The organism is Lederbergia citrea (assembly GCF_018343525.1).
Classification (GTDB): Bacteria; Bacillota; Bacilli; order Bacillales; family Bacillaceae_C; genus Lederbergia; species Lederbergia citrea.
In genome coordinates, this window is record NZ_JAGYPH010000001.1 from 391131 (window position 1) to 416920 (window position 25790).

26 protein-coding genes and 1 pseudogene are annotated in these 25790 nt (G+C 39.0%); 24 read left to right on the forward strand and 3 right to left on the reverse strand.

Translation table 11 applies throughout. The features are described from left to right. Window positions 1–154: 154 nt before the first annotated feature. The 9 genes from KHA88_RS01995 (at window position 155) to KHA88_RS02035 (ending at window position 8749) form a co-directional block, all read left to right on the forward strand. Complete coding sequence (locus KHA88_RS01995) at window positions 155–1456, forward strand: NfeD family protein (RefSeq protein ID WP_213121343.1); 1302 nt, start codon at window positions 155–157, stop codon at window positions 1454–1456. 30 nt (window positions 1457–1486) lie between these two features. Then, entirely contained in the window at window positions 1487–2482 is a 996-nt protein-coding gene (gene floA, locus KHA88_RS02000) for a flotillin-like protein FloA (protein WP_213097429.1), read from the forward strand. A gap of 34 nt (window positions 2483–2516) precedes the next feature. Continuing rightward, window positions 2517–2996 carry a hypothetical protein gene (locus tag KHA88_RS02005; RefSeq protein WP_213121344.1) on the forward strand — a complete coding sequence of 160 codons (480 nt, stop codon included), beginning with the start codon at window positions 2517–2519 and terminating at the stop codon, window positions 2994–2996. Window positions 2997–3071: 75 nt separating this feature from the next. Further along, complete coding sequence (gene yqfC / locus KHA88_RS02010; RefSeq protein ID WP_213097427.1) at window positions 3072–3356, forward strand: sporulation protein YqfC; 285 nt, start codon at window positions 3072–3074, stop codon at window positions 3354–3356. Between the two features lie 12 nt (window positions 3357–3368). Beyond that, on the forward strand, window positions 3369–4556 hold the full coding sequence (yqfD, locus tag KHA88_RS02015; protein WP_213097426.1) for a sporulation protein YqfD: 1188 nt from the start codon (window positions 3369–3371) through the stop codon (window positions 4554–4556). A gap of 3 nt (window positions 4557–4559) precedes the next feature. Further along, window positions 4560–5534 carry a PhoH family protein gene (locus KHA88_RS02020; protein WP_213097425.1) on the forward strand — a complete coding sequence of 325 codons (975 nt, stop codon included), beginning with the start codon at window positions 4560–4562 and terminating at the stop codon, window positions 5532–5534. Window positions 5535–5711: 177 nt separating this feature from the next. Then, a complete protein-coding gene (locus KHA88_RS02025) occupies window positions 5712–7922 on the forward strand; it encodes an HD family phosphohydrolase (protein WP_213106794.1) in 2211 nt (736 codons plus the stop codon). Next, entirely contained in the window at window positions 7906–8376 is a 471-nt protein-coding gene (ybeY, locus tag KHA88_RS02030; RefSeq protein ID WP_213097423.1) for an rRNA maturation RNase YbeY, read from the forward strand. Before KHA88_RS02025 ends, ybeY begins: the two co-directional genes overlap by 17 nt. After that, the gene (locus KHA88_RS02035; protein ID WP_213106795.1) at window positions 8354–8749 is read left to right on the forward strand and encodes a diacylglycerol kinase family protein; all 396 of its coding nucleotides are present in this window, start codon (window positions 8354–8356) and stop codon (window positions 8747–8749) included. The genes ybeY and KHA88_RS02035 overlap by 23 nt, the downstream gene beginning before the upstream one ends. Window positions 8750–8984: 235 nt before the next feature. On the opposite strand, the pseudogene KHA88_RS02040 reads toward KHA88_RS02035, so the two are convergent. Then, window positions 8985–9181: pseudogene (locus tag KHA88_RS02040) on the reverse strand (transposase); the annotation flags it as partial. 364 nt (window positions 9182–9545) lie between these two features. Here KHA88_RS02040 and KHA88_RS02045 point away from each other — a divergent pair. The 15 genes from KHA88_RS02045 (at window position 9546) to KHA88_RS02115 (ending at window position 24110) form a co-directional block, all read left to right on the forward strand. Continuing rightward, on the forward strand, window positions 9546–9944 hold the full coding sequence (locus tag KHA88_RS02045; protein ID WP_213097880.1) for a cytidine deaminase: 399 nt from the start codon (window positions 9546–9548) through the stop codon (window positions 9942–9944). Then, entirely contained in the window at window positions 9937–10860 is a 924-nt protein-coding gene (era, locus tag KHA88_RS02050; RefSeq protein WP_213106796.1) for a GTPase Era, read from the forward strand. The genes KHA88_RS02045 and era overlap by 8 nt, the downstream gene beginning before the upstream one ends. 103 nt (window positions 10861–10963) lie before the next feature. Further along, window positions 10964–11101: a YqzL family protein gene (locus KHA88_RS02055; protein WP_213097420.1), complete on the forward strand. Its 138-nt coding sequence runs from the start codon at window positions 10964–10966 to the stop codon at window positions 11099–11101. 63 nt (window positions 11102–11164) lie between these two features. After that, window positions 11165–11917 carry a DNA repair protein RecO gene (gene recO / locus KHA88_RS02060; protein WP_213097419.1) on the forward strand — a complete coding sequence of 251 codons (753 nt, stop codon included), beginning with the start codon at window positions 11165–11167 and terminating at the stop codon, window positions 11915–11917. A 287-nt stretch (window positions 11918–12204) separates the two neighbouring features. Beyond that, window positions 12205–13101 (forward strand): glycine--tRNA ligase subunit alpha, encoded by an 897-nt coding sequence (gene glyQ, locus KHA88_RS02065; RefSeq protein WP_213097418.1) that lies wholly within the window; start codon window positions 12205–12207, stop codon window positions 13099–13101. After that, the gene (gene glyS / locus KHA88_RS02070) at window positions 13094–15160 is read left to right on the forward strand and encodes a glycine--tRNA ligase subunit beta (protein WP_213106797.1); all 2067 of its coding nucleotides are present in this window, start codon (window positions 13094–13096) and stop codon (window positions 15158–15160) included. Before glyQ ends, glyS begins: the two co-directional genes overlap by 8 nt. Window positions 15161–15233: 73 nt before the next feature. Continuing rightward, window positions 15234–16040, forward strand: coding sequence for a pyruvate, water dikinase regulatory protein (locus KHA88_RS02075; protein ID WP_213097416.1), 807 nt, complete (start codon window positions 15234–15236; stop codon window positions 16038–16040). A gap of 298 nt (window positions 16041–16338) precedes the next feature. Next, on the forward strand, window positions 16339–16794 hold the full coding sequence (locus KHA88_RS02080) for a DUF188 domain-containing protein (protein ID WP_213097879.1): 456 nt from the start codon (window positions 16339–16341) through the stop codon (window positions 16792–16794). Window positions 16795–16846: 52 nt separating this feature from the next. Then, window positions 16847–18661 carry a DNA primase gene (dnaG, locus tag KHA88_RS02085; RefSeq protein WP_213097415.1) on the forward strand — a complete coding sequence of 605 codons (1815 nt, stop codon included), beginning with the start codon at window positions 16847–16849 and terminating at the stop codon, window positions 18659–18661. A gap of 41 nt (window positions 18662–18702) precedes the next feature. Beyond that, on the forward strand, window positions 18703–19833 hold the full coding sequence (rpoD, locus tag KHA88_RS02090) for an RNA polymerase sigma factor RpoD (protein WP_213097414.1): 1131 nt from the start codon (window positions 18703–18705) through the stop codon (window positions 19831–19833). 109 nt (window positions 19834–19942) lie between these two features. Further along, a complete protein-coding gene (locus tag KHA88_RS02095) occupies window positions 19943–20506 on the forward strand; it encodes a hypothetical protein (protein WP_213106799.1) in 564 nt (187 codons plus the stop codon). A 61-nt stretch (window positions 20507–20567) separates the two neighbouring features. Next, window positions 20568–21710 carry an acyl-CoA dehydrogenase family protein gene (locus KHA88_RS02100; protein WP_213121345.1) on the forward strand — a complete coding sequence of 381 codons (1143 nt, stop codon included), beginning with the start codon at window positions 20568–20570 and terminating at the stop codon, window positions 21708–21710. Between the two features lie 154 nt (window positions 21711–21864). Further along, window positions 21865–22221 (forward strand): cytochrome c550, encoded by a 357-nt coding sequence (gene cccA / locus KHA88_RS02105; protein ID WP_213097411.1) that lies wholly within the window; start codon window positions 21865–21867, stop codon window positions 22219–22221. 69 nt (window positions 22222–22290) lie between these two features. Beyond that, window positions 22291–22995: a tRNA (adenine(22)-N(1))-methyltransferase gene (locus KHA88_RS02110; RefSeq protein ID WP_213121346.1), complete on the forward strand. Its 705-nt coding sequence runs from the start codon at window positions 22291–22293 to the stop codon at window positions 22993–22995. Next, window positions 22992–24110: a Nif3-like dinuclear metal center hexameric protein gene (locus KHA88_RS02115; RefSeq protein ID WP_213121347.1), complete on the forward strand. Its 1119-nt coding sequence runs from the start codon at window positions 22992–22994 to the stop codon at window positions 24108–24110. Before KHA88_RS02110 ends, KHA88_RS02115 begins: the two co-directional genes overlap by 4 nt. Window positions 24111–24156: 46 nt before the next feature. Here KHA88_RS02115 and KHA88_RS02120 read toward each other — a convergent pair whose 3' ends face one another. Both KHA88_RS02120 and vrrA read right to left on the reverse strand, forming a co-directional pair. Next, window positions 24157–25113 carry a 4-hydroxy-3-methylbut-2-enyl diphosphate reductase gene (locus KHA88_RS02120; protein ID WP_213097408.1) on the reverse strand — a complete coding sequence of 319 codons (957 nt, stop codon included), beginning with the start codon at window positions 25111–25113 and terminating at the stop codon, window positions 24157–24159. A gap of 110 nt (window positions 25114–25223) precedes the next feature. Then, window positions 25224–25772 (reverse strand): VrrA/YqfQ family protein, encoded by a 549-nt coding sequence (vrrA, locus tag KHA88_RS02125; protein WP_213106802.1) that lies wholly within the window; start codon window positions 25770–25772, stop codon window positions 25224–25226. Window positions 25773–25790: the final 18 nt, after the last annotated feature.

Sequence of the window (25790 nt, forward strand, 5' to 3'; positions counted from 1 at the left end):
CGATGAGCAAACGCTTATCGGCTTTTAAATTGTTTATTTTAGAGTTTTCCATACGGATTTCAGTTATAATAAAGATAGAACGGAAAAAAACACGAAACCTTTTCTATTTCTGACCGTATTACTGGTACATATGCTTCGGGAGGGGGGAGAATGTATGAAGAGGGTAATGATTACCATTTGTTTCCTCGCTGCAGCTTTTCTGTTAATATTACCTGTCCAAGCTGACGGCAAAGGAGCGAATGTATATGTAATACCAATCAAAGATGACGTAGAAAAAGGATTAAATGCTTTTTTGAACAGGGCGATCAAAACGGCGGAGGAAAACGAGGCTGATCTGATCATTTTTGACATGAATACTCCCGGAGGTGCAGTCGATGCTGCACGGGATATCGGCAATCGGATTTCTAATACTAATATAAAGACAGTTACATTCGTTAATTCTTGGGCTATATCCGCAGGTTCTTATATTGCGCTTCATACGGATAAAATATATATGAAGCCGGGTGCCGTAATGGGGGCCGCAGCGGTAATCAATCAACAAGGGAATACAGCTGGTGAAAAAGCGGAAAGCATGTGGCTCGCTGCGATGGAAGGTGCGGCAAAACAAAGTGACCGTAATCCTGAAATTGCCAAGGCGATGGCAAACGGTAATATTGATTTGCCGGATTTGAAGAAAAAAGGCGAACTGCTTACGCTTGAAGCAGATCAAGCATTTAAAGTTGGTTATTCCGAAGGAACCGTTAAAGACATAAATGAACTGATTAAAGATCTTGGCTACGAAGATGCCAATGTTCATACAGTGAAGATGACCTTTGCCGAGTCTTTTGCCAGGTTGATCACCAATCCTGTCGTTGTTCCGATTCTACTTTCAATTGCAAGTTTGGGTTTAGTTTTAGAGCTTTATTCCCCTGGCTTTGGATTACCGGGAGGGATGGGAATAAGTGCATTATTGCTTTTCTTTTATGGCCACTACGTTGCCGGATTAGCTGGTTATGAATCCATTATTCTTTTTGCTTTAGGTATTCTTCTTGTAGCAGCTGAGTTTTTCCTTTCAGGAGGGATTGCCGGGCTACTTGGAACAGTAGCAATCATAGGCAGTATTCTTATGGCTGGTGGGAATATCGTGCATATGGCCATTTCAATCATTATTGCTCTATTTCTCGCGGCATTGTCTATCATCATAATGGTAAAGGTGTTTGGTAAACGTATGAATATATTTAAAAAGCTAATATTAACCGATTCTACAAACACAGAGAGCGGCTACGTTTCAAATGTAAACCGTTTAGAACTGCTTGGGCGTGAAGGGATTACTGTGACTGCCCTGAGACCAGCTGGTACAGCCCAGATCGATGATGAACGGTTAGACGTTGTTGCAGAGGGAAGCTTTATTGAAAATAATACAAAAATTAAAGTAATTAAAGTCGAAGGCTCTCGTATCGTTGTACGAGAAAGCTGATTGATTTTCCAGAAATGAGGAGGAAGAAATATGTTAGGTGCTGACACAATATTTTTATTAGTGGCAATCGTTATTGGTATCATAGTCCTTTCTATTTTATTTACATTTGTTCCAATTGGACTATGGATCTCTGCGCTTGCAGCAGGTGTAAGAATAGGTATTTTCACATTAATTGGAATGAGGCTGAGAAGGGTAATTCCTGGCCGTGTCGTCAATCCTTTGATTAAAGCGCATAAAGCTGGAATTAATGTTGCTACAAACCAACTTGAAAGTCATTATCTTGCTGGTGGTAACGTAGACAGAGTTGTCAATGCCCTAATTGCGGCGCAAAGAGCAAATATTGAATTATCGTTTGAGCGTGCAGCTGCCATTGATCTTGCAGGACGTAACGTTTTGGAAGCCGTTCAAATGAGTGTTAACCCAAAGGTCATTGAAACACCGTTTATCGCGGGAGTAGCCATGAATGGTATTGAAGTAAAAGCAAAAGCAAGAATAACGGTTCGCGCAAATATCGATCGCCTCGTCGGTGGTGCAGGTGAAGAAACAGTCATAGCACGTGTCGGTGAAGGGGTTATTTCAACCATCGGTTCTAGTGATAATCATGCAAAGGTGTTAGAAAATCCTGACATGATTTCTCGTACCGTATTGGCAAAAGGACTTGATGCAGGGACGGCATTCGAAATCCTCTCGATTGATATCGCAGACGTTGATATCGGCAAGAACATTGGAGCTCAATTGCAAACGGATCAAGCCGAAGCAGATAAGAAGATTGCGCAAGCGAAGGCGGAAGAAAGAAGAGCGATGGCTGTTGCAAGTGAGCAGGAAATGAGAGCGAAAGTAGAAGAAATGAGAGCGAAGGTAGTCGAAGCAGAGGCAGAGGTTCCACTTGCAATGGCGGATGCCTTGAAATCAGGAAACCTCGGTGTAATGGATTACTTTTCATTAAAAAATATTGATGCTGACACTGATATGCGTGACTCAATTGGTAAAATGACAAAACCGAAAGACGGAAATAAGACAGAATAAGTATGCACGAGCTAAATGAAAGGGGGTAACTCCTTTGGAGCAATTTTTACTTTTTATTATTATTGCTATAGTCAGCCTAATTTTTAATCGAAAAAAGGTTGCCAACCATCAGGAACTGCGGCGACATCAAGGACGTCCAACAGCTCAGCCAGTTCAGCCTGTGCAAATGGAAAATGAACAAAGAAAAGATTTAAACAGACCGATACCGCAGCATGATTTTCCGGATCTCAGCAAAGCACGGAATTTAAAAGAAGCAGCTGAAATTCTCGTTGCTAAGACCCAACCGACCATTATCGAAAAAAAAGCTGAAGTGCTGACGAAAATGGAAGATTTAAAAAAAGAAGAAGAAACTTTGCGGAAAAAAGCTGTAGATATAAAAACGATGATCACCAATACCCCAAAAGAACATATTGTTACAGAACTTCAATTTGAAGGTAACGATATTTTAAAAGGGATTGTAATGTCGGAAGTTTTAGGCCCACCCCGTGCTAAAAAGCCTTATAGGCGAATATAAAGCACGGAAGATAGAAAAATTGTGATGAAACCCCCTTTCTACTCATACATATGAGAGGAAAGGGGGTTCTTTTTCATGGCCAAAAAATGGGCTAATAGCTTACGAAAATGGATGGCATTAAAAATGGAACTTCCAACTGACGTAGCGATGGACCTTCCTCGAGTGACAATGGTCGGACAGCTCCACATATATATTGAGAACCATAAAGGACTCCTCGTATTTACTGACACTGAACTTAGACTTCTTTTAAAGCAAGGGCAGCTACTTGTTAAGGGAAAATCATTTGTAATCAAAACCATTCTGCCAGAAGAAATTTTACTGGAAGGCAAAATAGAAGAAGTTCATTATTTAAATGAATAGGGAGTGGCATGATTGAAAAATCAATGGCTAACATTCTTAGCGGGAAGAGTTTTGGTAAAAGCGGAAGGCAAAGGGATTGAAAGGCTGATTAATCGACTCGCTCAATCTGGCCTTATTATATGGAAAGTTAAAAGGCAAAAATCTGGAGGTGTTCATTTTTACATTGCTCTTCCTGATGTACATAAGCTAAGGCATGCCGCACGCAAGGCAGATTGCTCCTTATCATTTCAACGTGGTGAGGGCATTCCTTTTCTATGGAAACGGACAAGGAAGAATGGTGGATTTCTTATCGGTATTTTTATGTTTTTCCTTGTGGCTGCTATACTCTCTAACATGACATGGGGAATCCATATAACAGGTGCGGATCCAGAAACTGAACATAAAATCCGGAAAGAATTAACTAATCTTGGAATTAAAGTCGGTACTTTTCACTTGCTAAGTGATAAGCCAAATACGATTCAACGTAAACTCACTGAAAGAATTGATAATATTACTTGGGTTGGTGTGGAATTGAAAGGGACAACCTATCAGTTTCAAGTTGTCCAAAAAACAGAACCGGATAAAATAGAAATGAAAAGTCCTGGCCACCTTGTAGCAACAAAAAAAGCCATCATTGCCAATATGTTTGTTGAAAAAGGAATACCGCTCGTGAAAATTCATCAATATGTGGACAAAGGCCAGATTCTTGTATCAGGTACGATTGGTAAAGAAGACAAACACCGGAATATATCGGCACAAGGAAAAATATGGGGCATTACTTGGTACAAGACGAGCGTGGAATACCCATTAAAAAGGACCCTCCAAGTGTATAACGGAGCAGAAAAGAGGAAACATTCGTTAAAAGCAGGGAGTGTGTCACTTCCCTTTTGGGGGTTTGGACCAAATAAATATCGCCATTCTGAAACTGAAATAATAAACCATGATCTCTTTTTTTTAGGCTGGAAGCTGCCATTTGTTTATTCGGAAAAAACGATTCGTGAAAAAGAAGAAATGCAGCGTACGCTGACAAAAAGGGAAGCGATAGAAGCTGGAAAAATATTAGCGAAAAAAGACTTGGAAGTGAATATTCCGGCCGATGCACAGCTAGATAAAGAATATATTTTGCATGAGGAAGTTGTGAATGGTAAAGTAAAGTTAATAATAATTTTCCAAGTGATTGAAAATATTGCAATGGAAAAACCCATCATTCAAGGAGACTAACGCATGTCAGAAGAAATTACGACAACAAAGATCGATTTGGAAAACGCTGATGAAGCATTTGTTTTGTTTGGAAATGCGGATATCAATTTAAAGATTCTCGAAGAACAATTTGATGTAACTATTGTAACACGCGGGGAAACAGTCAATGTTTCCGGAACGGCTTCCGATGTCGGTCAGGCAGAAGAAACGCTTAAATCTCTGCTTATGGTCATAAGAAAAGGGATTCATATAGGAGAGCGAGATGTTGAATACGCATCTAAAATGGCCAAGCATGACAGAATAGAATCTTTTTCGGAACTTTTCGATGAGGAAATTGCCCGTAATACAAAGGGTAAAGCGATTAGAGTAAAAACATTGGGACAGCGTCAATATATAGATGCAATCAGGAAAAAGGATCTTGTATTCGGGATTGGTCCTGCAGGTACAGGAAAAACCTATCTTGCCGTTGTCATGGCCGTTAATGCACTGAAGAATAATGTCGTCAATAAAATTATTCTTACACGGCCAGCGGTAGAAGCTGGAGAAAGTCTTGGATTTCTTCCAGGAGATTTGAAAGAAAAGGTTGACCCGTATTTGAGACCTTTATACGATGCACTACACGATGTACTGGGAGCTGAGCATACACAACGTCTGATTGATCGAGAAACAATCGAAATCGCTCCGCTTGCATATATGAGGGGAAGAACATTAGATGATGCATTTGTGATCTTAGATGAAGCTCAAAATACGACACAAGCACAAATGAAAATGTTCCTTACCAGACTTGGATTCGGATCGAAAATGGTGATTACAGGAGACTCAACACAGGTTGACTTGCCAAAAGGGGCTAGATCTGGTTTGATGGCGGCTGAAATTATCTTAAACGGCGTTTCAGGTGTTTCTTTTATTCACCTTAATCAAAGTGATGTTGTTCGTCATCCTCTTGTTGCACGCATTATTGAAGCATATGAACGAAATGATACGCTACCCGGACAATAAGCTCCGGGTATTTTTAATTTTTTTTGGGTTTGAATCAGCGAGAAAGCATCTACAGCTCTAGAAAACTTCTGTTTTTATTATTTTCTGATAAAATAGGAGTGTATTAAACTAAAAAAACTGATATTATTTAAAATAAAGCTATTTAGTGACAACAATTACACTTGTATGGGGGATTATATGGACTTTTTAGCATATATAAGCAAAATCCGCTCTTTCCTTAGCTACAAAGTTTTTACCAGTCTAATATATTTCATACTAGCTTTATTATTATTTGGAATACTTTATCATAATATGAAACCTGAAACATATGATATGGAACTTTTCTCCGTTGCGGATAAAACGATACGTTCGCCTAAAACAATTGAAGACGAATTAAAGACAAAGGAAGAACGGGAAAATGCAGCAGAGGCAGTCGATAATGCATATGTTTTTAAAAAGGAAATGGCGCAAAATAGGGTGTCATTAATTGCATCGATATTTGACTTTGTGAAAGAAACCAATCTAGAATCCATTAGATTACCGGGAAAAAATGAAAAGGAACAAGGGAAAGGCGAAAAGGTAGAAGAAAAAAAAGGTGATGCAGCTTCAGCATTGGAAAACAGGTTGAAATTATTGAAAACTAAATTGACTGCGAATGTTACAGAAGATGTTACCAATTCCATTTCCGATCAAATATTAATATCATTACTACAAGCAGACGCATTGCAATTACAAAATTTGAAGGACATTGTTGTCCACCAGGTTGAAGCAGCAATGAACGAAAAGATTCGTGAGGATATGACTGAAGTAGCAAAAATGGCAATAGCGGATAAAATCAAAGCGACAGGTCTTCCTAAAGATCTAGCTGATGCAGCTTCAGAATTAGGGCAATATGCGATTGTAGCCAACGAATTATATGATGAATCTCTAACGGAGGAAAGAAGAAAACAGGCAATGGAAGATGTGGAGCCAATTAAAATACTCCAAGGGCAAATCATTGTGCAGGAAGGACATTTAATCGATAGAGAAACATATAGACAACTTGAAATGCTAGGATTACTTAAAAGCAATCCGACTTTAAAACCTTTAGTAGGTTTAGGAATATTTATTGTCCTTGTAATTGGAACGTTGTATATTTATTTATCCCGATTAACTTTACCCGAGGAAAAAAAGCAAAGTCACTTACTGCTTCTAAGCCTAATCTTTATTTTATCATTAATTATTATGAAAATAATTGGATTGATGGAAAAGGCAAACTTAAATGAAATTGCATACATATTTCCCGCTGCACTAGCTCCTATGCTCGTAAAAATTATGATAAACGAACGGTTTGCTTTAATTATGACAATTATTCTGGCAGCATGTGGAAGTATTGTATTCCACGATGGAATTACGAGTACAATAGATGTAGAAATAGCAGTTTATATTTTATTTAGCGGCTTGGCGGGCGTGCTATTTCTTTCCGGAAGAAATGAAAGAAGTCATATTTTAACTGCGGGATTATTTGTTTCAGGAATTAATATTTTGCTTATATTTTTTCTTAGTTTAATTGGAAGTGGTCAGTTTACTGCAACAGAGTATTTTTATTATGGTCTGTACTCGGTTGTTTCCGGACTCCTTTCAGCCATATTTACAATCGGACTGCTGCCATTTTTTGAAGCAGGTTTTGGGATATTATCTACGATGAGATTGATTGAGCTTTCTAATCCGAATCACCCACTGTTAAAGAAACTTTTAACAGAAACGCCTGGAACATATCACCATAGTGTGATGGTTGCAAATTTAGCTGAATCTGCTTGTGAAGCCATAGGTGCAAATGGTCTTCTAGCGAGGGTAGGATGTTATTATCATGATGTAGGTAAAACAAAACGCCCTCCATTTTTCATTGAAAATCAAATTAATATTCAAAACCCACATGATCGGCTGCCGCCGGAGACAAGTAAGGATATCATTATTGCCCATACAGCTGATGGAGCAGCAGAGCTCCGAAGACATAAGCTGCCAAAAGAGATCGTTGATATTGCAGAACAACACCACGGAACTAGTTTACTTAAATATTTTTATTTTAAAGCTAAAAAAGCCAATGAAGGTATTTCAGAACATGATTATCGCTATCCGGGACCGAAGCCCCAAACGAAAGAAAATGCTGTCATCAGCCTTGCGGATAGTGTCGAAGCGGCGGTGCGGTCAATGGCCAATCCTACCCCTGAGGAAATACGCTCACTCGTCCATGCTATTGCACAAGACAAGCTGCTAGATGGACAGTTTAATGAGTGCGACCTCACATTAAAAGAAATTGAGCTTGTAAAAGAAACATTTTGTGAAACATTAAACGGCATATTTCATTCTAGAATTGAGTATCCTGATTTTAAACAACAGAAGGTGATACGTGATGGTACTACAAATTGATTTAATTGATGAAACGAAAGAATTATCTAATCTTGACCTTGAGTTTATTGAGAACCTCTTGGGCTATGCAGCAGCTAAAGAACAAATAGATGATGGAACCGAATTATCGGTCACATTTGTTACAAATGAAAATATTCAGGAAATTAATAAAACGTATCGGGGAAAAGACCAGCCTACAGATGTTATTTCTTTCGCGTTAGAAGAAATCGGTGAAGATGAAATAGAAATAAAAGGTGTTCACATTCCTCGAATCCTTGGTGATATTATCATTTCCGTTGAAAAGGCTCAGGAGCAAGCAGAAGAGTATGGGCATTCATTTAAACGAGAACTTGGTTTTCTAGCTATTCATGGATTTTTGCATTTACTTGGGTATGACCATATGAATGAAAATGATGAAAAGCGAATGTTTGCAAGACAAACCGAAATACTTGATGGATACGGCCTTGAAAGATAACCGAACTTTTTCGATAAAACGGGTTGCTCGTTCATTTAAATATGCTTTTCATGGGCTGAAATACGCAGCTAAGTCAGAGAGAAATTTCCAAATACATCTTACTACTGCTTTGCTAGTAACAGTTTGTGCCAGTATCTTAAATATTAACAAAATGGAATGGTTATTTATCTTCGTCTCTATATTTGGTGTGATTGCCCTTGAACTTGTCAATTCCGCTCTTGAACGTGTAGTTGATTTAGCAACAGATGAAATCAAACCTTTGGCTAAACAAGCAAAAGATCTTGCTGCAGCAGCGGTGCTTATGTATGCACTTATGGCAGCTATAATCGGAGTAGTGATTTTAGGTCCAAAGCTTTTACATATGATTTATTAACATGCTGCCTTTTTAGGCAGTTAGATTGTCGAGAAAGGTTATATTTCTCGGCAATTTTTCATTTTTTGATGGTCTCTTCTGACCGGCCTGTTGATTTCCGCTCCGGGCACTCGCTTTCCGCGGGGAGGTCCGGGAGCCTCCTCGGCGCTTTTGGCGCCTGCGGGGTCTCCCGTGACCTCTCAATCCCGCAGGAGTCGAGTGCCCTCCGCTCCAATCAACAGGGATGCGTATCAACCTAAGTATTGCAACACACTTTATCTAACCTTGCTAAGTGTGTTGCAATCTTTTTTATATTTTGACAGGATGTAGTAAGGAGAGCCTGTTCACCTGCGTTCTTTAATCCCCTTAACCGCAAAAGCGAAGCCCATGTAGCTCTTTTGAGTCTGCGAAACTTCGCTCAATTTTTTCCTTTCTAAATTTATAAAGCATTTTGGTTCTTGTCATCATTTTCCATCACCTCATGGTCCGTCTTACTTTCCATTATAAAAATGAATGATTAAACAGAAAAGTAAAATGTGGAATTTTAGTGTTTTGGAGAAGCGTCCGCTCGCCCCGCGGAAAGCGAGCGTTAAGCTTCGGAAAACCTGCTCTATCCTGGAATTGTCTTATGCTTGTCGGGACTGACCAAGGCGCTTCCGCTTTAATATTTGAAAGTCCTCGATGAGTACGATAAAATACTTTCACAGTGTTAGTTAAAATGGGTGAAAAAATTAAATTATCAAAAAACTTTTCGGTATTTGATAACTTTTTACTGTAAATGTAGTAAAATAAAAATATGAAAGCTGAGGAAACAAAAATGAATATTGAGCAGTTGATTGAAGAAGCGGGAAAGGGAAGGGAAAAAGCATATGTCCCTTACTCCAATTTCCCTGTTGGTGCAGCCCTCCTGACAACGGATGGAAAAGTGTATCACGGATGTAATATTGAAAATGCATCATATGGTTTGGCAAATTGTGCAGAAAGAACAGCCCTTTTTAAAGCAGTTTCCGAAGGAGATAAACAATTTGCTATGCTCGCGGTGGTTGCGGATACTGAAGGACCCGTATCTCCTTGTGGTGCTTGTCGCCAAGTGATCGCAGAATTTTGTCCAAAAGATATGAAAGTTGTTTTGGTAAATCTTAACGGCAATATAAAAGAAATGACAGTAGAAGAGTTATTGCCCTTTGCCTTTTCGCCGGAGGATTTGAATGAATAATCAACATCCAGAAAATAATCATTTCAAATCGGGTTTTATCTCTATTATCGGAAGGCCCAATGTAGGAAAATCGACGTTTCTCAATCGTGTAATTGGGCAAAAAATTGCGATTATGAGCGATAAGCCGCAAACTACAAGAAATAAGGTTCAAGGTGTTTTAACGAGTGATGACTCTCAGATGGTTTTCATTGACACTCCAGGAATTCATAAACCAAAACATAAACTAGGCGACTTTATGATGAAAATCGCAATGAATACACTAAAAGAAGTAGATTTAATCCTCTTTATGATCAACGCAGAAGAAGGGTTTGGCCGCGGTGATGAATTCATTATTGAAAAGCTGAAAGGGGTCACTACTCCAGTATTCTTAGTTATTAATAAAATTGATCAAGTTCAGCCTGATGAGCTTCTTCCTTTAATTGAACAATATAAAGAAATGCATACATTTGAAGAAATTGTTCCCATTTCGGCTATTGAAGGAAACAATGTCGATCAGTTGCTTAAGCAAATAAAATCGCAGTTGCCAGAGGGCCCGCAATACTATCCGTCAGATCAGATAACTGATCATCCTGAAAGATTCATCGTTTCGGAATTAATTAGGGAGAAAGCGCTTCATTTGACGAGGGAGGAAATCCCCCATTCAATTGCAGTTCTGATTGATAAAATGGAGCATAAATCAAACCAGGACTTAATTCATGTCATGGCAACGATTATTGTGGAACGCGATTCTCAAAAAGGTATTGTCATTGGAAAACAAGGGAAAATGCTTAAAGAAATAGGGCAACGTGCCAGAGTAGATATTGAAAATTTACTTGGTTCCAAAGTATTTTTGGAATTATGGGTGAAAGTCCAAAAGGATTGGCGAAATAAAGCCTTTCACTTAAAAGATTTTGGGTTTAATGACAATGAGTATTAAGGAAAAATAATCATTAACAAATTTTACGCAGTATTGTCTCAGTCCTTGGTGCAAAAAATACTATTGTAAGTGAATTTCAAACACATGGAAGGGCGGGATTGAAATGTATGAATTCACGTGGAAAGTTTTTAAGGAGACAGGTAGTGTTGATACTTACTTGCTTCTAAAGGAACTTGAAAAGGAAGAACATATCAATATTCTGCCGCTTGTGGAAAATTCGAGCGAAGTAGAAATCCAGTGACTTGAAGGTTATTGCTGTACCCCGGAATGCAGTCAACTGCTGTGAAAGGGGATATGATTGTATATGATGAACAAGTGCGAAGGCATTGTCATTCGTGCGACTGATTACGGGGAATCCAATAAGATCGTTACCATTTACAGCAGAGAAGCTGGGAAAATTGCAGCCATGGCGAGAGGGGCGAAAAAACCAAGCAGCCGGCTTGCCAGCGTATCCCAGCTCTTTACATACGGATATTTTTTGATTCAAGGTGGTCGAGGGCTTGGGACGATGCAACAGGCTGAAATGATTTCTTCTTTCAGATCGATTCGAGAAGACATATTTAAAACTGCATATGCTTCTTATGTTGTAGATTTGCTTGATAAAGGCACCGGGGAAAAAGAAAGCAATCCGTTCTTATTTGAACTTGTATATCAAACACTGCACTATATAAACGAGGATTTTGATCCGGATATCGTAACAAATATATTTGAAATGAAAATGCTCAGTGTTCTTGGGCTTTACCCGGAAATGAATCATTGTGCTATTTGTGCCAACACTGAAGCTCAATTTGGCTTTTCAATTAAGGAAAACGGGTTGATTTGCCATCAATGTTTTGAAAAAGATCCACATTTTTTTCCACTTTCGCAAAATGCCGTGAAATTATTAAGGCTGTTTTATTTTTTTGATATTGGACGACTTGGTTCCATATCAGTCAAGCCTGAAACAAAAAAAGAATTAAAAGAGGTCATTTCATTGTATTACGATGAATACTCGGGCTTATACCTTAAATCGAAACGCTTTCTAGACCAATTAGATATACTGAAAGATCAACTTTAATTTGACAAACTGCTTTAATTAAGCTATTTTTTTGTATAAGCATAAAAACAAAATAATCTAGCTGCAAAGAAAGAGAAGAGTATTTGAGTATAACTCCATTTTAGCGAGCCCGGGACAGTGTAAGCCGGTGTATGGAACATCAAAGAAGGCACTCCGGAGCAGCAAATCACAAAGTTGGCCGTTTTTACGGCAATTAGGGTGGAACCGCGGGTTAACTCTCGTCCCTATGCTTAAAAAATAAGCATAGGGACGAGAGTTTTTTATTTATTTATGAAGGGATGAACGAAATGAATATCCAAGAAATGATTTTGGCATTACAAAAACATTGGTCAGACTACGGCTGTATTCTGATGCAAGCATATGATGTTGAAAAAGGGGCGGGTACCATGAGCCCATATACTTTTTTAAGAGCAATTGGTCCAGAGCCGTGGAATGTTGCTTATGTTGAGCCCTCCCGACGCCCGGCTGATGGTCGTTATGGTGAAAACCCAAATCGCTTATACCAGCATCACCAATTCCAAGTTATCATGAAACCATCACCAGATAATATTCAAGAAATGTATTTAGATTCGTTAAAAGTGCTTGGAATCGATCCTTTAGAGCATGATATTCGTTTTGTAGAAGATAACTGGGAAAACCCTTCACTAGGATGTGCAGGACTTGGATGGGAAGTTTGGCTTGACGGCATGGAAGTCACGCAATTTACTTATTTTCAACAAGTAGGCGGCCTGGATTGCAAGCCGGTCTCAGTTGAATTAACATACGGTATCGAAAGACTTGCCTCTTATATTCAAGATAAAGAAAATGTTTTTGACTTAGAATGGACAGAAGGATTTACCGTTCGTGATATTTTTTATCAACCAGAATACGAACATTCTAAATATGCTTTTGAAACGTCTAATCAGGAAATGCTTTTTAATTTGTTCACTACTTATGAAACTGAAGCAAAGAAACAAATGGAATCAGGGCTTGTACATCCCGCCTATGATTATATTTTAAAATGTTCCCATGTTTTTAATCTTCTTGACGCTAAAGGGGCTATTTCTGTCACAGAAAGAACAGCTTATATTGGCAGAATGAGAAGCATGGCACGGCAAGTAGCCAAAACCTTTTACGAGGAACGGGAGAAACTTGGTTTTCCAATCTTAAACCAACTCAAAAAGGAGGAAGCCGGTAATGAATAAACGTGATTTACTACTTGAAATTGGATTGGAAGAAATGCCTGCTAGATTTATCAAAGATGCAATGAATGCACTAGGAGATAAATTGCAAAGTTGGCTTAAAGAGAAAAAGATTGGTTTTGACGAAATTAAACTATACTCCACACCGCGGCGGCTAGCTATTTTAGTTCATGGTGTAGAAGAGTCTCAACAAGACACTGAGGAAGAAGCAAAAGGACCAACGAAAAAAATAGCCCTTGATTCAGAAGGGAACTGGTCAAAAGCTGCTATTGGTTTCACTAAATCCAATGGTATGAGTGTGGAAGATATTTATTTTAAAGAAATAAAAGGGATTGAATATGTCCATGTGAAAAAGTTCATTAAAGGTGAAACAACTCTTCATCTTTTGCCGGAACTTGGAGATATGATCGCTTCCTTGCATTTCCCAAACAGTATGCGGTGGGGAAGTTTGAATATTCGCTATGTAAGACCTATTCGTTGGATCGTCGCCCTGTTTGGGAATGAACAAATTCCATTTACCGTTGCAGAAGTCCAAACTGGCAAAAAGACGAGAGGTCATCGTTTTCTTGGGGAAGAAATGAAGATCATCGATCCTGCGGATTATGAAAAGGTATTGCTTGGTCAGTATGTTATCGCTGATTTTGCAGAAAGAAAACAAGCAGTCCAAGAGCAGATTGAAAAGCTAGGAGAAGAAAAAAATTGGGACATTCCAGTTGATGAAGCTCTTTTAGAAGAGGTAGTAAACTTGGTTGAATATCCAACTGTTTTCTTCGGTACTTTCAATGAAGAGTTTCTCAAACTGCCAGAAGAGGTATTAATTACTTCGATGAAAGAACACCAGCGATATTTTCCGGTCAGAGATAAACAAGGGGCGTTGCTGCCATATTTTGTAGCAGTAAGAAATGGAGATCACCGTCATATCGAAACTGTAGCAAGAGGCAATGAAAAAGTGTTGAGAGCAAGATTGGCAGATGCTGATTTCTTTTATAAAGAAGATCAAAAAATGCCGATAGAAGAAGCTGTCAAAAAGTTGGATGCGATTGTGTATCATGAAAAAATGGGAACTTTAGCTGAAAAAGTAAGCAGAATTCGTAAAATTGCAGGAAATCTTTGTGACGAGCTTGCCCTGTCGGAAAAGGCGAAAGCTTGGGCAGATAGAGCTGCAGAAATTAGCAAATTCGACCTTGTCACTAATATGGTGAATGAATTCCCGGAACTACAGGGAATCATGGGAGAAAAATATGCTTTGCAGCAGGGGGAACATTTTGAAGTTGCACAGGCAATTAATCAACATTATCAGCCTCGGCATGCCGAAGACACAGTGCCATCGTCAACAGTGGGTGCAATAGTAAGCATTGCCGACAAACTAGACTCGATTGTATCGGCATTCGCAATTGGGTTAATTCCAACAGGTTCTCAGGATCCTTATGCGCTTAGAAGACAGGCTGCTGGAATTATTCAAATTATGCTGGAAAAAGAATGGGATATATCGTTGGAGAGTTTGCTGAAAAAAACAATTATCATAATAAAAGATGATGAACAACAAGTCGACAAAGATCTTTATCAAAAATTAGAAAGCTTTTTTAAGCTTCGTCTTAAACATTTACTCCAAGAAAAAGGAATTCGTTATGATATTGTCGAAGCTGTTCTTGGTGGGGACTTTAACGATGTTGCTGACATTGTGAATCGTGCGGAAACTTTACAGTCAAAAAAGGATGACAGTGAATTCAAACTGATAATCGAATCACTTTCTAGGGTGTTAAACATTGCGGGTAAAGCGGAAAAAGGAATAGATATCGACCCTTCCTTATTTGAAAATGAGTATGAAAAGAATTTGTATCAACTTTGGGAACAACTGAAGGAAACATACCATTCCTCTTCGAATAGTGAAGCTCGTTTTTCTGCACTTTCTTCGTTACAACCAGCTATTTCTGCTTATTTCGATCATACGATGGTAATGGCAGATCAAGAGATAGTGAAAAACAATCGACTTGCACAAATGGCTAAACTTGCAGAACTTATTGGTGCCTACGCCTCAATGAATGAAATATTAGTAAAATAATTAACTCTCAGGGCTTGTCGTCAAGCGGCAAGCTCAGTTTTTAAAGGATATTAAGGTGAGGAGGGTGAGACACATGGCCAAACCAATTATTTATGTTGTTTCAGATTCTGTAGGGGAAACGGCGGAACTGGTTACAAAAGCGGCAATAAGCCAATTTAATGGCTCCAATGCGATCATTAAGAGGTTTCCTTATGTTGAAGAACAAGATCATATAGACGAAGTCATAACCTTGGCAAAATATGACCATGGCATGATTGTGTATACGTTGGTCAAACCTGAAATCAGGAGTTATATGAAAGTAAAGGCGGATAGCCAAAATATTAATGCGATCGATATTATGGGTCCATTGATGGATATATTTGAAAAAACATTTGAAAATGCTCCGCTTAACGAACCGGGATTAGTAAGAAAATTGGACGATGCATATTTTAAGCGTGTAGAGGCAATTGAATTTGCGGTAAAATATGATGATGGTCGAGATCCTAGAGGACTATTAAGAGCAGATATCATACTAGTTGGTGTTTCGCGAACATCTAAAACTCCCCTCTCTCAATACCTTGCACATAAACGTTATAAGGTTGCCAATGTTCCTGTTGTTCCTGAAGTCGATCCGCCGGAGGAATTGTTTCAAGTAGATCCAAAGCGATGCATCGGCTTAAAAATCAGTCCCGAAAAGCTTAATTTTATCCGCCGGGAAAGATTAATTTCACTAGGACTGGATGATAAAGCGAGTTATGCTAATATTGAAAGAATAAAAAGGGAAATTGAATACTTCGATATCATTTCTGCCAAACTTGGCTGCACTGTTATTGATGTCACGAATAAAGCTGTAGAGGAAACTGCGAATATCATTATTAACTATATGCGCAAAAAAGTGTAAAGCACAACATTAGTTGTGTTTTTGCTCTTTCTGTCTAGGTTCAAACCAAAATCTCATTAAACTTTTTATTGGTCAAAAGACCTAAAATAAGCTATAATAAAAAATTGTGTTGAAAATACATAAAAAAGGTTTAGAGCTGCTACTTCGGGAATAAACTAATTATTGTGTTCGAAGATGTTTAGCACCAAATGCTCTTATCTTTTCGTATGACAAAAAGATAAAACGACATGATTCCTGAAAAGGTTTAGCTAAAAAGAAGGAATCATAGGAGTGATGTAGAATTATTATTAATAACCGCATTTCTTCAGTTTTATATGTAGATGCGGACGCATGTCCTGTCAAATCGGAAATATCCTTGATAGCTAAGGAATTTAATTGGCATGTACGTTTCATCGCTTCTTATGACCATAAACCGAATCGGGAGGAGGAAAGCGGTGAGTGGATATTTGTCGATCCAGGCAGGGATTCCGCCGACTTATATATCCTTAACCATATTAACCGTAATGATGTGTTAATTACGCAAGACATCGGATTGGCTAGTCTCGTCCTTCCTAAAGGAGTTTATGCTCTTTCATCCCGGGGAACGGAGTATAAGGAAGAATCCATAGGAATTGCACTTGATTTTCGCTATTTAGCAGCAAAAGAGAGAGAACGTGGGAATTACGGAAAAGGTCCAAAGCCCTTTTCAATAGATGATCGGCGTAATTTCGAAACTTCTTTGCGCAGATTATTGTCGAAAATTGAAGGAGAATAGCTGTTTTGTGTCGAATAATATATCGATATATTAAATAGATGGAGATGTTTTTGTGGCAACAAGAATACCCGAGGATAAAATCAATGAGCTTAAGGCTTCTGTTGATATTGTTGATGTCGTGAGCGATTACGTCCAGATAAAGAAACAAGGGCGAAATTACTTTGGTTTATGTCCTTTTCACGGAGAAAACACGCCTTCATTTTCCGTATCGCCAGAAAAACAAATATTTCATTGTTTTGGCTGTAATGCCGGAGGAAATGTGTTTACCTTTCTCATGGATATTGAAGGGGTTTCTTTCCAAGCTGCAGCAGAAAAAATTGCGTCAAGAGGAAACATTCACCTTGAAATAGAAGCACCTGATGGTAAAAGTTTTGAAAGCCAACTCCCCACTGAACATTTACAAATAATTGAAGCCCATGAGTTACTGGCAAAATTTTACAATCACTTACTTGTTAATACCAATGAGGGTGCGCAAGCACTTGAGTACTTATTTAAAAGAGGCTTTACAAAAGAAAGTATTCAAAAATTTCAAGTTGGCTATTCATTACCGGAATGGGACTTTTCTATGAAGTTTTTAGAGAAACGCGGGTTTTCTCATGATTTAATGGAAAAGGCAGGTTTGCTAGGCGTACGAGAAAAAGATGGAACTTATTTTGATCGATTTCGCAACAGGCTGATGTTTCCGTTAAAAGATTCGAAAGGCAAAATTATCGCCTTTTCAGCTCGAGCATTAACAAAAGATGATCAACCAAAATATTTAAATACACCGGAAACGGTTCTCTTTAATAAAAGCTCGCTTTTATATAACTTTTATGAAGCAAGGAGCCAGATTCGCAAACAAGGCTTTGCATTATTATTTGAAGGTTTTGCCGATGTTATCTCTGCTGATTCCGCAGGTGTAAAAAACGGAGTTGCCGTGATGGGCACAGCTTTGACTGAGAACCATGTAAAGCAATTGAAGAGACTGGCTGATTCCGTCATGCTTTGCTTTGATTCCGATGCTGCTGGAGAAGGAGCAGCTTATCGCGCGGGCATGCTACTTGTCAGCCATGGAATATCGGTATCTGCTGCGATTTTACCCGAGGGGCTAGATCCTGATGACTACATTCGAAATTACGGTTCTGAAAAATTCCGTGCAGATGTAATAGGGAATCCGCTGACTTGGACAGCATTTCAACTTCTCCATTATCGTAGAGGGAAAAATCTTCGAAATGAAGGAGAAAAGCTTGAATATATCGAAAAAGCAATGATAACAATAAGTGAGCTTGAAAATGCAGTTGAACGTGACTTATATATACGGCAGCTTTCTGAAGAATTTTCTTTGTCTCTGGATGCTCTTTTAGAGCAGCAACAGCAAGTTAATATTACTCGGAAGAATAACCAACCTCCCCTGCTTAAACATCAAGATATACAGCCAACTGCTCCGAAGCCGGCTCGAAGTCCTTTGCCGGCACATACGATTGCTGAAAGGCAATTGATTGCAAGAATGCTTCGGGATGAGGAACTAGCTTATCGAATCATGGAGATGCTTGGCGATACTTCATTTCATTTTGATGAGCATCAGGCAATACTTACTTATTTATTTGGCTATTATGAAGAAGGCAACAGTCCGGACCCTAGTTTATTTCTTAATTATTTACCGGATAAAAAACTACGTACCATTGTCACAGAGATAGAAATGCTTGCTATTGACAATGAATATAGTGAGCAGGAACTAAGAGATTATGTAAATTATGTGTTGAAACACCCTAAAATGTTAATGATAAAGGAAAAGCAAGCGGAACAAAAAGTAGCAGAGCGAAAAAATGATTTCGCGAGGGCAATTGAGATTGCAAAAGAGATCATTGAACTCAAAAGATCTCTATAAATGATGCTGTTTGTGTGCAAATGTCGGAAGGAGGGGGACGCATGGCTGAAAAAGCTCGTTCCAATGAAACAGAACTCGAACTCACCCTAGAACAGGCAAAAGAGAAATTAATTGAACAAGGAAAAAAACAGGGTACTTTAACATATGAAGGTATAGCAGGGAAATTAGCCCATTTTGACTTAGATTCCCATCAAATGGATGAATTTTATGAAAGTTTAAGCGACCAGGGTATTGAACTACTTGAAGAAGCTGAGGGAGAGGGAGAAAATCCCAATACAAATCAAATTCAAAAAGAAAGTGAAGAAGAGTTTGATTTGAATGATTTAAGTGTACCTCCTGGTGTAAAAATCAATGACCCTGTCAGAATGTACTTAAAGGAAATTGGCCGAGTAGACCTCTTGTCTGGTGAGGAAGAGGTAGCACTTGCGAAGCGAATTGAAGCAGGAGATGAAGAAGCAAAGAAAAGACTGGCAGAAGCCAATCTTCGACTTGTTGTCAGCATTGCAAAACGATATGTCGGAAGAGGTATGCTGTTTCTTGACTTGATTCAAGAAGGAAACATGGGCCTTATTAAAGCTGTTGAAAAATTCGACTATGATAAAGGATTTAAATTCAGCACATATGCAACATGGTGGATTCGACAAGCGATTACACGTGCCATTGCGGATCAGGCACGGACCATTCGTATTCCTGTTCATATGGTTGAAACGATTAATAAGCTCATTAGAGTACAGCGTCAATTATTGCAAGATTTAGGGCGCGAACCATCACCAGAAGAAATCGCTGAGGAGATGGACTTAACACCTGAAAAAGTACGGGAAATTTTAAAAATTGCTCAAGAGCCTGTTTCATTAGAAACTCCGATTGGTGAAGAAGACGACTCACATCTTGGAGATTTCATTGAAGATCAGGAAGCAACTTCACCTTCAGAACATGCTGCTTATGAATTATTAAAAGAGCAGCTAGAAGATGTTCTCGATACATTGACAGACCGTGAAGAAAACGTGCTTCGCCTCCGCTTTGGTCTGGATGACGGTAGAACTCGGACCCTTGAAGAGGTAGGTAAAGTATTTGGTGTTACAAGAGAAAGAATTAGGCAGATAGAAGCTAAAGCTTTAAGAAAACTAAGACATCCAAGCAGAAGCAAACGCCTAAAAGACTTTCTAGAATAAAATATAGGACGCATAGTTTACTTCCGGAAACGGAAGTAAACTTTTTTCTTTGCCGAAAAAGGGTTTTTAAAGCCTTACCCCGAATATTAATAAGCAGGATGTGTGATCTATGAATGACAGCAGAAAAAAAGTTATTTTAAAAGAAATTAATTTTTGGAAACAAAATAATATGCTTCCGGAGCAATATTGCAATTATTTAATTGCCTTATATTCAGAAGGAGATGCACAACAACAACCAAAAATTAAAAAAAGAAATATGATATACAGTAACGAGCTTCTATTCAGCTTGCTTTACTTGATAATTATTGCAATTGCGATTGTAATTACTTATATTACAGATTTTTCGTTTGGATTGCAAACGCTTTTTTTGTCAATTCTTGGTGTTATCTTACTTTTATCTTTGTATTACTACCGAAGAAAAAAGAAAAATCAATTAGTCATTAACATTACAGGGGCTTTTCTAGTTCTTCTTTATACGGTCCAATTGAATGAAGCATTTTTTGAAAATAATGCCTCAACTTTATACATCATGTTGTTCGTAAATTGTTTAGTATGGATTGTTATAGGAATATGGCGCAAGCAGCCTTTTTTTATCATTGCTGGTGCCATTGCCATCACTGCCTTGCTGTTTCTCTTTTTTAGTGGCGACAAGTTCTTATTTTATTTAAGATGAATATGCTTTTAAATCAAACTATCGTTTTAGGGCGCATCCATTAAGAGAAGGAGGCTTGCAAATGAATTTTGATTTATCATCTGAACAGGCAATGATCAGGAAGACAATTCGTGAATTTGCACAAGAGAAAGTGGCTCCAGGTGCTGTAGAGCGTGACCGGGATAAGAGATTTCCAATAGAGATTATGAGGCAGCTTGCCGATTTAGGAGTAATGGGACTTCCCTTTCCAGAAGAATATGGAGGAGCGGGGGCTGATGCAATTAGTTTTGCGATTGTAACAGAAGAATTAAGCAGGGCGTGCGGCTCTACAGGGATTAGTTATTCTGCTCATATTTCCCTTGGTGGCGCACCAATTAATATGTTTGGAACAGAGGAACAAAAGCGGGATTATTTAATACCTATTTGTTCGGGTGAATCTCTTGGAGCGTTTGGATTAACGGAACCTAATGCAGGATCTGATGCAGGTGGTACAAAAACTACGGCTGTACTTGAAGGCAATGAGTATGTCATCAACGGCAATAAATGCTTCATTACAAATGCTTCATTCGCGAATCATCTCGCTCTCACCGCCGTTACGGGAGAGAAAAATGGTAAAAAAGAAATAAGTGCAATTATCGTTCCGACTGATGCTAAAGGATTTTCAATTATTGACCAGTACGAGAAGATGGGGCTAAACGCCTCCAATACGACAGAGCTTGTCCTGGAGGATGTTAGAGTGGATAGAAAAAATCTGCTTGGAATCGAAGGAGAGGGCTTTAAGCAATTTCTTCAAACTTTGGATGGGGGACGAATCGGAATCGGTGCGATGGCAGTAGGCATAGCTCAGGGGGCATTTGATAAAGCGCTGCAATATGCCAAGCAAAGAAGTCAGTTTGGAAAGACTTTAGCACAATTCCAGATAACCCAATTTAAAATAGCCGACATGGCAATGAAAATTGAGTTGGCCCGTAATATGGTTTATAAGGCAGCGTGGCTTAAAGATCAAGGACGTCCATTTGCTAGGGAAGCATCTATGTGTAAATTATATGCATCAGAAATATGTATGGAAATAACAAGTGAAGCTGTTCAAATTCATGGAGGAAACGGGTATATGAGAGAGTATGAAGTAGAACGAATGATGAGAGATGCAAAGCTGTTGGAAATTGGTGAAGGAACCTCGGAAGTGCAACGCATGGTTATTGCTCGTGAAGTTGGCTGTTATTAAAAAAATGTGAAAAAAATACAAATTTTGTCCAAATATCGAAAAAAGAGTGAAACTTCGGAGCAAAGACTTTCCCTTCTGTCTTATATCGAGTAAAATGTAGATGTTTGCAAAATTTATATTTTACACATGTTTATTACATAAGGAGGGGTAAGTCATGAAACGTAATCCGATCGTTCCGTATATTTTAATTATGGTCATGGGGCTGGGGCTCATTTTTTTCCTTGGTATTAAAGGAATTGGAGATGCAAAGGAACTCGCTAAGGAAAGAGAAGGCGGCGGGGAAGAAGAGGTTGTAGCATTTGAACCGGAAGCATATGCGAATAAAGCATGTATCACTTGCCACGGGGAAAATCTTGAAGGTGGAGGCGGTCCATCATTGCATGGAACAGGCCTATCTAAAGATGAAGTTGCCGATATCCTTGCTAATGGTACATCGGGCGGTATGCCTGCTGGATTAGTCCCAGCTGATAATATTGATGAAATGGCAGAATGGGTAGCGAATTTAAAGTAATAATATTTTAAAGAGTTCTTTGCATTTCGCAAAGAACTCTTTTATCTTTATATATGAGGTGAAGTGCCTATGAATATAGACAAATTATCAAAGAGGCTTGAGTGTGTTGCTTCCTACATAACCAAAGGTATGAGAATTGCTGATATTGGCTCGGATCACGCCTATTTACCATGCTATGCGGTCAAGCGGGGAGTCGCGACGACTGCCATTGCAGGCGAAGTTGCTGAAGGTCCGTATCAATCAGCCCGGCAGCAAGTAGCGGTGTCAGACCTTAACGGCTTGATCGAGGTTAGAAAAGGCAATGGCCTAGCTGTTATCGAGCCCGGAGAAGTTGATTGTGTCATCATCGCTGGGATGGGTGGCGCGTTAATATCTGAAATTCTCGAATCGGGCAAGGACAAGCTCTCACATGTAACAAGGTTAATATTGCAACCTAATATTGCAGCAGCTAATGTCCGTGAATGGTTGTTGGATAACCGTTGGCAGCTGGTCAATGAGCAGTTGATAGAAGAGGACGGAAAGATATATGAAATATTAGTTGCTGAACGAGGAGATGCTAATCATCCTTATTGTGATATGAAAAAAGAGCTATTGCTGGGACCATTTTTATTAAGAAATAAAAATGAGATATTTCAAAAAAAATGGCAGCAAGAGCTTGATCAATGGGAGAAAATTTTAGTCGAGCTTGAGAAAGCCGAAAAAAATCCAAAAACCATTGAGAAGCAAGGCGAATTGAATGAAAAAATTCAGATTGTAAGGGGTGTTTTAGAATGAAAATAATCAATGGATATGAATTGATTCAAATGTTCGAAGAATTTGCCCCCAAAAAATATGCGCTGGAAGGTGATCCGATTGGATTGCAGATCGGAACATTAAATAAGCCTATTCACAATGTTATGATTGCCCTCGATGTGCTCGAAAATGTTGTGGAAGAAGCTATTGAGAAAAAAGTGGATTTAATCATCGCCCATCATCCGATTATTTTTCGTCCATTAAAAAAAATATCGACCGAAGATGCTAGTGGCAGACTTGTAGAAAAACTTATCAAGCATGACATTGCCGTTTATGCAGCACATACAAACCTAGATGTTGCGGTCGGTGGAGTAAATGACATGCTTGCTCACGCTTTACATCTAGAGAACATTTCTGTACTAGCGCCTACATTTGAACACAAACTCAAAAAACTTGTGGTTTATGCGCCTAAAGAAAATGCGGAAGAGCTTCTCACGAAGATAGGGGAATCCGGTGCGGGAGCTATTGGAGAATATAGCCACTGCTCTTTTTCGTCAGAAGGTACAGGGAGGTTTTTACCTGGAGAAAACACGAATCCGCATATCGGTGAGCGTGGCAGATTAGAAAAGGTATCAGAGGTAAGAATTGAGACAATTTATCCCGAGTACCTTGAAAAAAAAGTAATTTCTTCTATGATCAAAGCACACCCATATGAAGAGCCAGCTTATGATATATATGCACTTGATTTAAAAGGTGAAGAGTTAGGGCTAGGAAGAATTGGAGAATTAAAGAAAGAGATGAGCCTAGAGGAGTTCGCCATTTTTGTGAAAGAATCCCTAGATTCACCAGGTGTCCGCGTCGTAGGTGCACTTCAGGATAAAGTGAAAAGGGTGGCCATTCTTGGGGGGGATGGCAATAAATATGTGAGCCGTGCTAAATTTAAAGGGGCAGATGTTTATGTAACAGGTGATATTTATTATCATACTGCACATGATGCAATGAATATGGGATTAAACATCGTTGATCCTGGTCATAATATAGAAAAAATCATGAAAAAAGGAACGGCTGAACGCCTTAGGGAAATGAGTGAAAAAAGAGGTTTCAAAGTTAACTTCCTTCCATCAGATATGAATACAAATCCATTTATTTTCATATAAAAAAACCGGAGCGAATCCATTTGGAATCGCTCCGGTTTACTTGTATTTAGTTGATGGGTAATTTCGGCTTTCTCACTTTAGGCAAAATCTTGCTTAAAGGCACATTATTTTCGCGTACCCATGTTGATTCATCAAAAGGATTAAATTGTTCTAGAAATGCGATTACTTCTCGTACGATCGGCGTAGGAGTTGATGCTCCCGCAGTAACTGCCACAGTTTGTGCACCTTTTAGCCAGTCGATGTCGATTTCTGTGACATCTCCGACTCGATATGCCTTCGTACCTGCAATTTCTTTCGATACTTGTGCGAGACGATTCGAATTATTACTCATTGGATCACCCACTACTATTAACACATCTGCTTCTCCAGCCTGTTCTGCAACTGCTTCTTGACGAACTTGGGTTGCTAGGCAAATTTCTTCGTGCTTTTCTGCATGTGGATACTTTTCTTTTACTTTGTCCATGATGGCCGCAACGTCCCATTGGCTCATCGTTGTTTGGTTCGTGACAATGATTTTGTCATTTTGGACATTTAACTCTTCAACATCCTCAAGTGTTTCAACAAGGTGAACAATTTGAGGAGCAACCCCCACTGCACCTTCAGGTTCGGGATGTCCTTTTTTGCCGATATAGATGACATCATATCCTTCAGCTTCCTTCTCACGGATCAAATCATGAGTAACCGTAACATCCGGACATGTAGCATCAAGAGTTACGAGTCCTTTTTGCTTAGCAAGCTCACGTACTTCCGGAGAAACTCCATGCGCTGTAAAAATGACTGTTCCGCTGTCAACTTTTTCCAAAATTTCTTTGCGGTTTGGACCATCCAAAGTAATGATGCCATCTTCAGCAAAAGCGTCTGTAACATGTTTATTATGAACAATCATGCCCAAAATATAGATAGGCCGGGGCAATGATTTGTCTAAAGCAGCATTACGTGCAATGACCATGGCGTCAACAACACCATAGCAGTATCCGCGTGGGGATATTTTAACAATTTGCATTCAAAATCCTCCTGACTGCAGGCTAAAGCCTGTAATCTATTGAACTCATATCCTTATTATATATAACATCTGTAAAAAAGCCAAATAGAGAAGGATTTGAATGTGGATGGTCAATGGATATACAATTTGGGTACTGATTCGCCTGAAGTTCGGCGAATAGGTTGTTTATCAATAGTTTCACTTTGTTCTGTTTGTGTTTCTATTGACTTCGTTTTTACTGCCTTCGTTTCCTCTGCTTCAGTTTCTGTCGGTGTTTCTGGATCATCTGATGAATTTTTTAAGCCTTGGTATAGCCTCCACATTGCAGGTAAGTTTCTTACCATCGGTCCATATTGCTGAATCATCGGTCCAAATTGCTGGGCGGTTTTTAATACTGACTGTGTATTATTTAAGAACCCGTTGATTGTCTGTGGATTGGTAAGTCCTTGGAGAAATGAGCCACCTTGAGCAGGTCCCCTTGAGAACATTGCGGCAGATTGAGGGGCACTTTGTCTTTGAAATAACGATGACAACAGACCGCTTCTACCAGGTGTATTCCTGGCCATCGATTGACCAAATCCGGCTCCTCTACCAAAAGAGCGGAGTCCTCCCCCTCCTCCAGCTGCTCGGCCGGGCCAACCCATTCTTCCAGGCATTGGACCACGATTTCCTAGCATCATCAACCATCCTCCTTTCTG